General features: G+C 43.2%; 11 protein-coding genes. 4 read left to right on the forward strand and 7 right to left on the reverse strand.

The window, feature by feature from the left end; all coding sequences use genetic code 11:
- Positions 1–5: 5 nt before the first annotated feature.
- From AC59IL_RS34460 to AC59IL_RS34490, 7 genes are all read right to left on the reverse strand, one after another.
- A complete protein-coding gene (locus AC59IL_RS34460) occupies positions 6–1,229 on the reverse strand; it encodes a putative porin (RefSeq protein WP_496556812.1) in 1,224 nt (407 codons plus the stop codon).
- 43 nt (positions 1,230–1,272) lie between these two features.
- On the reverse strand, positions 1,273–1,716 hold the full coding sequence (locus AC59IL_RS34465) for a c-type cytochrome (RefSeq protein ID WP_496556813.1): 444 nt from the start codon (positions 1,714–1,716) through the stop codon (positions 1,273–1,275).
- Between the two features lie 548 nt (positions 1,717–2,264).
- Positions 2,265–3,476: an alginate lyase family protein gene (locus AC59IL_RS34470; protein ID WP_496556814.1), complete on the reverse strand. Its 1,212-nt coding sequence runs from the start codon at positions 3,474–3,476 to the stop codon at positions 2,265–2,267.
- Positions 3,477–3,869: 393 nt separating this feature from the next.
- Positions 3,870–5,105, reverse strand: a complete 1,236-nt coding sequence (locus AC59IL_RS34475; RefSeq protein ID WP_496556815.1) for a T9SS type A sorting domain-containing protein — start codon at positions 5,103–5,105, stop codon at positions 3,870–3,872.
- Between the two features lie 4 nt (positions 5,106–5,109).
- Positions 5,110–5,910, reverse strand: coding sequence for a hypothetical protein (locus AC59IL_RS34480; protein WP_496556816.1), 801 nt, complete (start codon positions 5,908–5,910; stop codon positions 5,110–5,112).
- Between the two features lie 5 nt (positions 5,911–5,915).
- Positions 5,916–6,062 (reverse strand): hypothetical protein, encoded by a 147-nt coding sequence (locus AC59IL_RS34485; protein WP_496556817.1) that lies wholly within the window; start codon positions 6,060–6,062, stop codon positions 5,916–5,918.
- Positions 6,063–6,211: 149 nt separating this feature from the next.
- Complete coding sequence (locus AC59IL_RS34490) at positions 6,212–7,924, reverse strand: tetratricopeptide repeat protein (RefSeq protein ID WP_496556818.1); 1,713 nt, start codon at positions 7,922–7,924, stop codon at positions 6,212–6,214.
- Positions 7,925–7,952: 28 nt separating this feature from the next.
- On the opposite strand from AC59IL_RS34490, the gene AC59IL_RS34495 reads away from it, so the two are divergent.
- From AC59IL_RS34495 to AC59IL_RS34510, 4 genes are all read left to right on the forward strand, one after another.
- Positions 7,953–8,093, forward strand: a complete 141-nt coding sequence (locus AC59IL_RS34495) for a hypothetical protein (RefSeq protein WP_496556819.1) — start codon at positions 7,953–7,955, stop codon at positions 8,091–8,093.
- A 191-nt stretch (positions 8,094–8,284) separates the two neighbouring features.
- Positions 8,285–11,080 carry a T9SS type A sorting domain-containing protein gene (locus AC59IL_RS34500; RefSeq protein WP_496556820.1) on the forward strand — a complete coding sequence of 932 codons (2,796 nt, stop codon included), beginning with the start codon at positions 8,285–8,287 and terminating at the stop codon, positions 11,078–11,080.
- 218 nt (positions 11,081–11,298) lie between these two features.
- Positions 11,299–11,919 (forward strand): hypothetical protein, encoded by a 621-nt coding sequence (locus AC59IL_RS34505; RefSeq protein ID WP_496556821.1) that lies wholly within the window; start codon positions 11,299–11,301, stop codon positions 11,917–11,919.
- Positions 11,920–12,120: 201 nt separating this feature from the next.
- Entirely contained in the window at positions 12,121–12,807 is a 687-nt protein-coding gene (locus AC59IL_RS34510) for a hypothetical protein (protein ID WP_496556822.1), read from the forward strand.
- Positions 12,808–13,153 lie beyond the last annotated feature (346 nt).

Consider the following 13,153-nt stretch of genomic DNA (forward strand, 5'->3'; position numbering starts at 1 on the left):
TGATTTTAAAGTTGAATGGAAAATTGTAAGTATAGATTGTTCGTGTCTGTTATACCGGGAATGCCTCCGGCCGAAACATTAGCAGTGCTTGTAGAGCGGGCCCATGCATAGGTAAATTTGAGTACAGACCTCCACGATAACCAGTAATTCAGTCCGATATCTTCTTCATGATATTTTTGTCCCCAGGTAGAATTTTCGGGTGTTTTGTAATTAACGTATCGGAATGCCAGCTCAAGATTTTTTACCAGGTTACTTTCCGCAGATACAGGTCTGATAGATATTTGTGCAAAAACCGAAGAACTTTTGTTATCGAAGGTGTACAACGTTGAATCGGTAGGTTTGATATATTGCTGGTTATTGGTGGTGATTCTGTTGTATTGTCCTTTCACGTTTATAAGAAAAGGTGTGAAAGTTTTAACATAGTTCAGGTCGGCCCCATACATTGTGCTGTTTGCTTTACTAAAACGGGAGTCAGCATCTCCTGCGCCGCCATAGAGACCGGAAACACCAATTTCAAGGGATGAATTGGAAATAGGCAGCAAGGCGAGTCTGCCGCAAACTGTTTTTTTGGTATTGTTATCTGTAACGCCTGCTGTTTGAAGTTCTCCATCGGGCAAAAGTTGCAGTCCATTCGTAAGGCTTACTGCATAGCTCCATTTCATATTGCCCAGAGGAAGTCCACCGCTCACTTCTACACCGAAATCGGTTCCCGGCAAATCAATTCCTTCGGGGTCAGGGGCCAATTTATTGATCCAGCCTGCGGCCAATCGCCTGTTATAAATACCGAAGGGCAATACAAAATAACCGCCTCTGATGATTAGTCCGGGAGCGGCATAATAACATAAATCTGCCCAGTTCACTTCCAGGGCGCCGCCTGTATAGGAGGGCTCAAATTCGAGAAGCCATTTTGTACCATGTCGCCAAAGCAACATGGGGCTGAATTCGTACCGGTCAGCATCAGGAAAACTGTTTGTTTTAGTAATTTGCTGTGGCTCTGAAGGCGGTTTGTATTTTGTTGTTGAAGCAACAAAGCCAAATGTGGCCAGCCCCACCACCATAAAATGGCTTTCGGCGGGTTTAATATCTGCAACCTGCTTTTCAAGCGCAGCTACGCGTTCTATAAGATTTGAATCTGCTTTTGTAATACGTTGTGCGTTTAGTACGCTTGTCGTTACCGAAGAAACAAGTGTTAAGATCATCCATCGTGTTATGGTTTTTACTGGTTTCATACAAATTCATTTAGATTATCAAAGTATCATTTAGCGGTTAGTGCTATTTTTTCTTAGCCATTTTTGCCAGCGATCGGATATAAGTGACAAGCTCCCATCGCTGTTCGTCGGTAAATATCTTCTTATAGGAGGGCATTGGAGTATGGCCTTCAGTGAGTTTCCAGAAAAGGGAGCCGTCTGTTTCGTTTTGCACGGTAGCAGAAGTATGATCGGCTGGTCTGGGATTTAAGCCGGGAGCTGCAGGGCCATCACCGCGACCTTTATCGCCATGACAGGGGCCACAATTTGCAGTATACAAAGCTTTGGCGGCTGCCAGTATGCTGTTGTTGGCCACCAGCGGATTCTTCAGATCGTCTGCCTCTTTGGGGGCCACCCATCTGGTCGTTTGTGCAGCAGACCGGGAAAACATTGCATTAAATGCAAGGAAAACGAGCAAAAACAAACTAATGACGGAAAGAATATGTGCAGGGGAATGCCTTTTACTCATACCATTAAAGATTTTTTTATTTAAAATCAGATGATGATAATACCAACGTCTCTCTCCTCATCCGGGAAAGACAAAATCCGGTCCTTCCATTGATAATGATCTTTGGATAATATAGGGTTTTCAAACAGGCTGGTGAGGTGCGGGTTTCTTTAGAACTTCAATAAATGTGTTTCGTCTATGCCGTTAAGAAGGATAAAGAAAAAATCGGGAAACCAGGCTTCATAAGAAAATTATATTGGCGTTAATTTATTGCTGCTAATAGAGAGAGCCTGAACATTGCTACATGTAAAGCCTTAACCTGCGGAAAAATTCAGTAAACTATATTTAATATTAAAATTAGGAATAAAAATGAACCAAAGGTGTTGATTTTTATCAATTTAAACAGTACCCTGCTTATCAGTTTTCATGAACGTTCCTGACTTAAACCCCTGATATAATAATATATAACCCACCAAAGCAAGGGTACCGTTTACTATAGCAGCAGTTCCGCCCATTGGCGGGACACCCTATAAAAAACCGGCCTCTTTCGAAGCCGGCTTTTTAAAAATCTATTCCAGTGTACATGTCAATGTACCATACCCTAACTGATCAAATCCCCCGGAACCAGAGCCATAATTGCCCCCTCCACCTTCTGGTCTTACTTTCTGCGCATATCGGGCACTGTACGGTGCTGATAACCCTTTACGTTTTACATAGTGGTTGTACACCAGTTCCCATACTGGTCGTGAATTACCACGGGATGCATCGCTGATCACGGTTTGGTTTACACCCACACAATTAGAATATGTTACAAATGGAACATCTTCCATCAGGTTGTATTTTGCTACATATTCTGCTCCTTTGAGAAAACGGTTATCATCATAACCAAATATATCATTTCCCTGGCTCCACGCCATTTCACAGAAAGCGCCCATAAGTGCAATACCCAGCATAGTATGTCCCTGATCACGGCCACTTTCCTGCCATTGACCCGATCCGTCGGGATGGATATAATAAACTGCATTCCCAATAGCGCCATTACCAGGGCCATATTTAAAGTATGTAATAGCCTCGTTATAGATATCCCTGTCATCACAGAGTACTCCTATAGCCAATACCGAACACATGTTGCACAAATCCCAGTTGGCATAGTAATGAGACATACATTTTTCCTTTCTTGTAAGAAATGTATGATTTACTGTGTAAAATACCTTTAGCATCATTTTCTGAAAACGGGCAAGATCAGATGGACTCCAGCCTTTATAACTCCTCATGATCTCTGCGGCATTGGCAAACTCATAACCATACAAACCGGCTGCCAGTATAGAGTCATTGGAACCTGCAAGCCTTGTTAAACCGGAAGACCAGGCATTCATAATAGAAATGGATTTCTCTGCATAAGCATCATTTCCTGACACCTTCCATCTGACAGCAGTAGCATATGCTGCTGCTACATCATTGAACAGCAGGGAATAATTCTCAGCATGCACACCATCGCTGCCCCTGTAAACGATATCTACCGGGTTAATGCTCCATGTGAGTGAGGAATGGGCATTGGCTGTGAGTACATTCCATCCGGACAGCCAGGGCTCGGCTTTTAAACCTACCTTTGCTTTCATACGGTCGAATGAGGCCTGTGTACTTAACAGCCCCGGGTGCACGAATGCTGTGTCATGGTCATTGAGAGCCAATGAAGCGGTTGTAGATTCCCCATCTTTTTTACAGGCAACAGATACAAATAATGTAAGGGCACAGATTAAAACTGGGAGGATTTTCTTCATAAGTTTTTAGATTGTTCACGAATTAAGATTTCATAGGAAATTCGATTATCATCTCATTTTAAATATACATCCAAAATAATAAATGCGATTAATTACTGATATTAAAACAGTGCACCTGCATCTAAAAAGTGTGCCAAATCATGGGATAGTTCATCCGGGTCATCAAGTATTATTCTTCTGATGGCATAAATTGCCATAATGCCCAAAATAGGCTGAAAACAAAAAGGCTTGCAGATAATAATTTCTACAAGTCTTTAGTTGGACTTATTTGTCTTTTCGTCGGGGCGGCTGCCCGGCGCTACATCCTCCAGACTACATATAAGTTGGGCCGGATGTTGAGGAAGAAATAATTCTGATTATTTAAAGATGTGTGTAATCCTTAAGAAAGCAAACTCAGGTCTTTTCTACCCTGATCACTTTTACTCTTCCATCGCTCCAGGTAAATAACAGTGTATAAACGCCATTGGGAAAGTTAGCCAGCGATAGCTCAAACACGTTATTTCCCCTTTGTATTGCTACCGCCTGTTGTTTCAGCAATGCACCCTGGGCATTATACAAATTCATGGAAACAGGCTGGCTTCTTTCGGATTGTATGCTCACCCAACAAAGGTTCTGTGTAGGATTGGGGTATACTTTGATGTCTTCCTGCTGCGCGCAATAGCTTGCAAGCACAGGAGAATAAGTTTGGCGTCTGTCTAACCCCTCCTGTAATATCTGGTAATAAGCAACGCCGGCCGAAGTCTGAGGATCGGTATAGGAATAGGATAGGGGGCTCTGGCTATTGCCTGCTGCAGTGAGGCTGTCTATGTTGGTCCAGTTACGGGTATCGACGCTCCGCCGTACAACAAATACAGTAGTGTTTTGTTCCTGCAATGTTTTCCAGCTAATCTGTGTTTTCCCGGAAATACATTGGGTATTGAAAGCATCCCATATCAGCGACGAGGAATTGTTTGTTCCGGTAAGGGTAAACCGGTTAAAGCTTTTTATTCCAACCTGCTCTATGTAATTGCCGGTGGCATTGCGTGTCGAAAAGCCCAGGTTGGTCCAATGATTGTTATCGCTACTTGTCCACATGTTTAGACCCATCTCATTTAAGCCGTTCAGTTCTGCATCCAGATAGTTAAATTGAAGCCTGGCATTGAGCGCCGTGTTATTAACAGGTATGATATCATAATAGCGCAAAATTGTATTGCCATTACCAAAACCATTTTTTTGCGATTGATGCCCGCGGCGAATGATTACCGAACCCAGGTCACTGGCCGAAGTGATTTCTACACCGAGGTTACCGGGCCGGGCAACCGATGGTGCGGTGAGCGTATTAATGATCTGCACATAGCCGCCATTGATGCCGGTGATATGGCTGTTTTCCGATTCACCTGACAACGAAGCCGTGGGTGCCAGCAAAATATTTTGAGCATTCAGGTCAAGGGTGCCCCCATTAAATATAAGGGCTGTGCCTATCCGTATGTTCTGCTGCAGGTTTAGTTTGCCGCTGTCGGTTTTAAAAAGGTGCAGTATATCGAACAGCGGTGAGGCGGTACCCGAAATGGTATTATTGGCAGTACCATTAAATACAATGGTGCCCTGCCCGGCTCCCTGGTTGAAGTCGCCATCGTTGTTGAAGTCCATATCCTTAAGGGTTATGATTGCGCCGTTGGTAGATGATAGGATGGCTCCGGTTTGTACTTTCAGTACGTTTTGGGCTTGCGATGTAATTGCCTATACCTACATTCCCGTTTTCGCTTACGATAACCCGGTAAAGATTAGATGTTTTTATTCCAAATTTGGCTGGCGAAACTGTACCTATAAAACTGTACGTGCTGCCGGTGCCCAAAGCCATCTCAGCATTAGTTGCACTGTCGTAAAAATGGATCTGGTTGGCAGAGCCTGATCCCAGTATATCCATTTTATAGTAAGGGTTGATGGTACCGAGGCCAAGTCCCAAATCTGTAACAGACAAGGCAGGTAAATTACCAATGCCGGGAGCCGAAGATCCGGTTGCGGTACCTGAATGATTAATATAAAAATCAATGCCATTCGTGCCGGAGAAAAGCTGGCTATCATGACGGGTGGCAATAAAATGCCGGTATCCGCCGCCGGCGCCGCCGAAATTGAATGCAATATCAGGCTTGATAAGTCCAAAGGGTTTTGTATTAACAGCGGTTCTGCCCGAAAAAAATTCAACACCTGCCCGCAGAGAATCTGTAAATGAATTCCTGTTATTTCCCCTGAGCAAAGCTGTTCCGTTTACATCCAGTATGGCGACAGGGTTTACAATACGTAATCCCAGACTGTCTTTAATATAGGAGTTTCCTTCCACATGCAGTTTTTGTAACGGGGTGAGGGTTCCGACACCTACGTTTTGGGTAAATGATGTTTGGAAAACAACAAGGAACAAAAAAGTAAGTGTTGAAAAAAGGAGGGTTTGCTTCATACCATTCATTTTTGATTGACCTCTATGGGTGTTTGTTTTAATGCTTCATCTATTTTCTGGCTGCGTTGCCAGCTTTTATAAATTAAATACAGCAACAGCAGCATACCTATTGCCAGCAGCCAGTAACCGATATGATTTTTTACTTTAGGCAATCTGTTTTTTGATGATGCGAAAGTAGTCTTGCTAAAAAGGGGATGCTATTTTTGGGCAGGACATAACATGACAAGCCCCGTGACAAAACGTGACAACCTGTTCACTAAAGAGTAATTATCTGGAAATCAATACAGAAAAGGGTAGTGGCTTAGGAGATGCTTTTAATAAAATTGTCCAGTTCTGTTTCAGCAGTCAGTTTCAGCCTTTGGCGGAGGCGACTTTTTGTTTTTCGAACAGCATCGGTACCAATACCCAACATAGACGCTATATGCTTATTACCTACATTAAGGCGGGTAAGTGCTGCAAAACGTATTTCGGCAGCAGAAATATCAGGGGCAATTAATTTTAGCTGATTGATAAAACCGGGGTTGGCTTTATCGAACATATCCTTAAACCGCAGCCAATCGTTTTCGGTAAGCAGGGATTGATTGAGCAGTTCTTCATTTATCTCCATATTCTGGAGTTGCAATTGTTGCTGCAATTTTTCAATCAATTCATTTTTTTCAACCATGTGCCGGGTAAATTCAGACAGTTGTTCCTGTGCGTTTTTTATTTCGGTCTCAGCCTTTTCTTTTTGATGCATCAATTGCTGTTGCCTGCTTTGATGCAATTGTTTTTGCCACCTGAAATAAAGCCAGCCGGCAATTAATAACAGTAGTATGCCGGCTAACAAAAGGTTGCGTCTGTTTTTTTCCACCTTTTTTTCGCTTAATAAAATATGGATGCTATTACTCGTTTTTTCAAAGTCGAGCTTTGTTTGCACCACATCGGCACGGTTCCGGGCCACGGCCTGATGAAGCAGATCATTTATGCTGTGATAGATATTGGCATAGTAAAAGGCGCTATCTATATTACCCTTTTTTCTGAATATTTCACTGAGTGCAAAATAAGCGTTGCGGATAAACCATTGGTTTGCCGGTTTAAAAGTGCTTACAATACGAAAACCGGCTGAGGCAAGCAGAAAAGCACTGTCTATTTTATTTTGCCTAAGGTATATGAGTGCAATGCGGTGAAGTGTATTGCCGGCATTATTGAGCTCATTATTAACAGTTATGTTATAATCTGCCCAGAGTAAAGGCAGCGCCTTGCCGTCTTCCTTTTGTTCAAAATACAGCGAACCGATATTACCTTTTATAATGCCTTGCCAAATGGTATCATTGTTTGCCATGGCGCTGGCAAGGCTTTTATTATACCATAGGAGGGCAGAGTCATACTTACTTAGCCGCTGGTATGCAAGCCCTATAGTGTTTAATGAAGAAGTGTGTTGGTTTTTTCCGTTGGCTGGTAAGCTGATGCTTTGCTGTATGTATTGTATTGCCTGTTCGTATTCCTGCATTTTATACAATATTTCACCCAGGGTTCCAAACACCTGTACGTTCCTGGTGAAAAAATATTTATCGCCCAGTTTTTTTCTTAATTCAGCTGATTTTAAAAAATAAAACAGCGCCGTTTCAGGTTTATCGGTAGAAAGGCAATAGTCGCCATATATTTCAAAACATTGTACCATCAGGTATTCATTCCCGCTTTCCACTGCCTTGTTTATTGCCTGCTTCATGTAAAGGCTGCTTTCATTACTGTGAAAAGGGAAACGGAATATCACCACTGCTTTCCAGGCCAGGCTGCGGGCAGCCAAAAACAGATCATTGCTGTTGGTTTGATTATTTAAAAAATGAAGGAATTGAACCCTGGCGGCAGAATCAGATTGCCGATAATAGCTGCGAATTAGTGAATCATTTTTGGCAAAAAGTTGTTCATTTCTGTTGCTAAGTATGGTGAGAAGAGTTTGGTCATCTGTTTTTTGCCGGGCCGCTGCAGCAATAAACGCAATCAGGCATTGGGTTAATATAAATAGACGCTTCATTGGGACACAATATAAAAAATTGCCATTTATGATTGCATATATTTCCATTATGATTTTGGTCGTGGTAAAGGACAACGGCCATCAACAGATTTTTATCTATGCTAAGCCCAAAGATCAAATTCAATTTTTCCACCCAAAAAGAAATGAGCCAGGGCAAGTTGATTTTTAAACCATACCCCGCCATGAAAGAGCATAAGGGCACATAGGAAGTCACCTGGAAAAATTATTATGTATGTGGTTAAAATGTCTATATATAATAACTAACACCCATGCAACATCCAAGTATTTCGAAAACACCGTTAAATAATTATAAATACCTTGCCGGCCGCAATACGTATATATAATCCGTAACCCGTAACTATGAGAATTAAAACTGTTCCCAGGGTATTACATTATTTTTTATTTTGTCTGGCACTGTCCCTGGCAGGCATGTATACTTTAAAAGCACAATGCCCTGCGGCCACACCGCTCGTTATCAATTCGGTCACCCCTACAGAAAGCCGGTGCCAGGCTTCAGGCACAGCTACTGTATCGGCATCGGGTGGTTCAACGCCATATACTTACAGCATCATTGCAGGGCCAACCCTGGCACAGCCGCAATCGTCGAACATATTGCAATCGCTGGCGCCGGGCTCCTATATGATACAGGTAACCGATAATTGCAATACGTCGGTTACCAGCACTTGCACCATTACCGGTACTTATGCCGTTCCATCGGTGACTATCAGCCCACAATTACCATCCTGCCCGTCGAGCAGCGATGGCTCAATAACCATTAATGTTACCAACGGCCGGGCGCCGATGGCTTATTCGTTGATCAGCCCTTCGCCTGTTACTGTTAGCTCACAAACAAGCAATGTATTTACCGGCCTGCCTGTTGGCACCTATACCTGCCAGGTTACCGATTCCTGCGGAAATTTTCAAACCAGAACGGTGGTGCTCACCAGCGCAAGCGCTGTGAACTTTTCCAGCTCCAGCTTCTGGTACCAGGCCTGCGATTCTTTTGCCTATTCAGTGACCCTGAATGTAGCAACAAGTTACAAGCCTCCCTATACCCTTACATTGCCGCTGCCGGATGGCCGTGTGTTAACGCATGTGCTTACCAATCCTGCTATCGTTGGATCTGGTTTTATAGTGGATACCTTCTACTTCAGGTACCATCATCCCTATGGGGCCAACGAAGTTTTGACCATAACGGCTGCCGATGCTTGCGGGTCTTCTCAAAGCACTTCCTATTTGCTGAAAGAGCTCGATATGCGTCCAACGCCCACACTCTCTGCAACCTGCGGCAACCAATACACGTATACGTTCGATTATAACTATGATAATGCCAATATCCCTTCAACGTTGCACTGCGGTAGCATCACGTATACATTAGTAAGTCCTTCCGGCACCATGCTGGCCTCACAACTCAATAATTCCACCTTTAGCGGATACCCGCCAGGCACGGGGTATAAAATAATACGGCAGGATTGCTGCGAAAAAGATTCGCTGTTATTCGATTGGGACACGGCGCCCGGATTTAAAATAACCAGTGCGAATGTCTTTATGTACGCCACCTGCAAGGAGGGAACAACGGCGGTGGAATTGCAATTTTATCCTACCAACAGGACGGGCGACATTATAATGGCATCCGGCCCTTCTTCCATGACAACAGCCGACGGCACCGTGCACACTCTTAATTACCCGGATACCATTCACAACGTGTTTCTCGGTACGCTCATCCGTGTCAACTATTTGACGGTCGGCACTTATAAATTGTACGTAACTACCATTTGCGGAGAGATCGACAGCGCCACGTTTACGGTAGCGCCTTCACAACTGCGCCATTCTACGTTTGCGACCCCGCTGATAAAAGGCTGTACGGGCGCCAATAAGATAATGCTGAACGCCACATCAAACACTGTGCTCGGTTCGGCGTTCACGTATGGCCGCATAACGGTCAATCCCTCATATGATGTCTTTTTCGCCAATTCTCCCTTCAGCGATTCGATAGTGAATGTTGCTTCAGGCTCCACCTGGTATCCCACGTTTCATTATATAAGTCCTTACACGGCTGTATCCCTGGGCGGAATGGCCGCCTGGGGTTGCGATGTGATCAATGACACCGTTGTCGTACCTCCCTATATCCAGCCTGTATTTAATGCTTCGGCTGCCGTAGCCATTTGCGGTGCTACCCGGCAGGTAGCTTTGCTGCCCGACACTACCAGCGGCGTGACTCCTTATCAGTTCCAGATCATCTCTGGTCCAACTACCACGCCTCTGCAGGCAAGCCCTGTGTTTTCGGGGCTTTCATCCGGCACCTATACGTTCCAGATGGTCGACGCCTGTGCCAACAGCTTCTCGCAAAGTATTACTGTCGACACGCTTGTACTACCCAATGCGGTCACTACCGGCAGTACTTGTGTTGGCGGCGCTGCAACGTTTACCCTCCCGTCGAGTCCTTTCTACAGCTATTCCTGGCAACGCCCCAACGGCAGTACCAGCGCCGGGAATACCCTTACACTCAACCCTGTTTCGGCTTCGGATTTAGGAACATATACCATATCGGTCATCAGTACAGTGGGTGGCTGTACCGATACCACCAGCAAAAGTCTTACGCTGAACGCCTGCCAGGCACTGGCGGAAACCCTGTTGCGTTTCAGTGGTCAGCGAAAAAACGGCAACATACAACTGAACTGGCAAACAGCCGATGAAATAAATATGAGTTATTATATCGCAGAGCGAAGCACAGATGGTTATGTGTTTACGCCGGTGCAGCAGGTAGCCGCTAAAGGAGCAGAGCTAAATACATATACAGCCACTGATACGCATGTTCCGGCAGGGGGTGTTTATTACCGCCTAAAGTCGGTTGAAAAGAGCGGGACCATCAACTACAGCAGTATTATTTCTTTCAACAACCTGAATGCGCAGCCATTCAATGTTTATCCCAGTTTGATTACCGGAAATACACCAGTTACGGTTACCTGTCCGGTCTTCAGCCATACTGCCTTTATACGGGTGGTTGGTGTGGATGGCAAGGTATGGCAGACCATCCCTGTTGCTGCGGGTACAACCAAAACCAGAATCGACGTTACTAACCTGGCAAAAGGCAGTTACTTTATTGTTTTCACCGGCAATGACAATGTGGTTACGACGCAGGTTTGGAAGGAATAGAAGCGTATTACCGGTTTATTGCTGCTTTAATTCTATCAGCAGCTCTATTATCGACAATGGCTTGACTAAAGCTCCTTTTTAACAGGAATATTTCGAACTTAAAAGGGCCTTCAGGTTCACCGGCCTGAAGGCCCTTTTTTAATTTTGTCGGGACGGTTTGGCAAATTTGTAAAAAGAGCCAACTGAAATAAACTATTTTTATCTCAATGCATTCAGCTATGTTCAATAAAACAGTTCCTCTGTACCTATTCATTTTTTTAAGCATTGTTTTGAGCAATTGTCAAAACAGCAGGACTGCCAGTCCGCCCCAAGCCTCAGCTAAATTGTTCGCAGTCAGATTTAACGAAAAATACGAGGACGATGACTTGTTATTAAGCTGTATTGCTTATGCAGTAGAAAAAACAAAGGGACTGAATATAAACAGTGTCAACGGTTTTTATGAAATCAGTAGCCAGCTTAGGGAGTATAACTCTTACCCGGCTAGTGAAAATATAGATAGCTCGTTGGAAGCGTTCGTGGCGGCCAATAAAACGGTCGATTTTACGTCCAGGCAGGCTGAACAGCGGATCAAACTATTTAAAACCAGCCTCTACATTGCAGGAAGTATAATTGAAGGCGATATAAGAGATGATAGTGACGAAGATAATATGAAATTGCTGGAAGAAAAAATAGACAAAATACCGGAAATAGCAAAGATTTACCGGAGTTATGTTGCCAAAGACAGGGATCCCGGCTCTTTATCGTCTGGTGAAGGCAGTTCCCTGTTGATACATTTAGCTTATTATTTTAGTATTCAGGATACCCATAAAAGAAATGAACTCCTAAAGAAATTATTGTGACAAGGTAAACTGGCCCATGTAGATACTCATGAGCGGGAAAGTAAAAGTAAAGGAGATTAAGGCCGTGCCCGATTTCATCGGGAAGATTGTTTTTCTGTCCGCTTAATTTTCGGATTAGATAGTGGATAAGCTCTTTTTCAAATTTATTATTTTGTGACGATATATAACCAAAGGGCTCACTTGAGTGCCCCTGGTAATTTTATGAAAAACGTACTACTAATATTTTGGGGGACATTTTTTTTGATCTGTTGTAATTACCGGAAGGTAGACAATCAGGTAGATAATATTGCTATTGTTCAGAATAAAGACACTGCAACAAAAGACTCTTCACTTGAAATAGCAAATAGATTTTTCAATAATCCTTTTAGAGATATAAATAACTTTGACATAAAGTTTGGTGACAGGTTCATAGACAGCTTACATTCACTGTATTCAAACCAAATACATACAAAAGCGACTTTAACAAAAGATATTTGTATTGGTGACAATTGCGAGTCCTATAAAACAATTATGAATAATCAAGGGAATACTATTCTCTATCTTTTTAAAGGTGACGGAGGGGAATATGGATTTTCAAACGACCAATTCTATTTGAGTAAAGACAGCTTGAAATACGTTCGGAACTTTAGTGTAAGTGTTGAAACCGAGCCAACTGATAGCTCCCAAACGGAATGGAAGATCAAGGAAATAGTCTATAATTTTCAGGCTGAAAAACCATATTTAAGAACCCGAACAGCATTTACCAGGGAATTTGGAAAAGTTGAGTTTATTTTGAGACGTGTGACACCTAAGTCAAATAATGATATTAATTTCGAAAAGGTATACCAGGAAAAATTAACGGAGTTGAAAAAACTCCTGGAAATGAAAGATTCCGGGTATCGGGAGTAAATACTACCGGTTTTGCTGCACTGCCTTCGTTGCAAAAAAAGATCAGGAAGATGGACTTTGTAACCTTGAAATTTAACTGATGGTTTTTGTTTTGCAGGATCAGGTTGAAAAGTTGGGGGATTGTATGGATCAAGTCAAAATTCTGGGGGATTGTAACCTACAGCCCACAAAAATGATGAGGTGATCTTTTGAAAATTCTTTTGCCCGAAGTGTTTATGTATCATTAAATGAAACGACGCTGGTTGTACGTAGAGCAGCTATTGTAAAGGTCCTTATTGACAGTGCATACATACGTTTATAGCGCGTGGGAATGAAATAGTATTGCCCATGGGGATGGCGTAGCGTA

The sequence above is a fragment of the Niastella sp. sgz303648 genome, assembly GCF_059587045.1.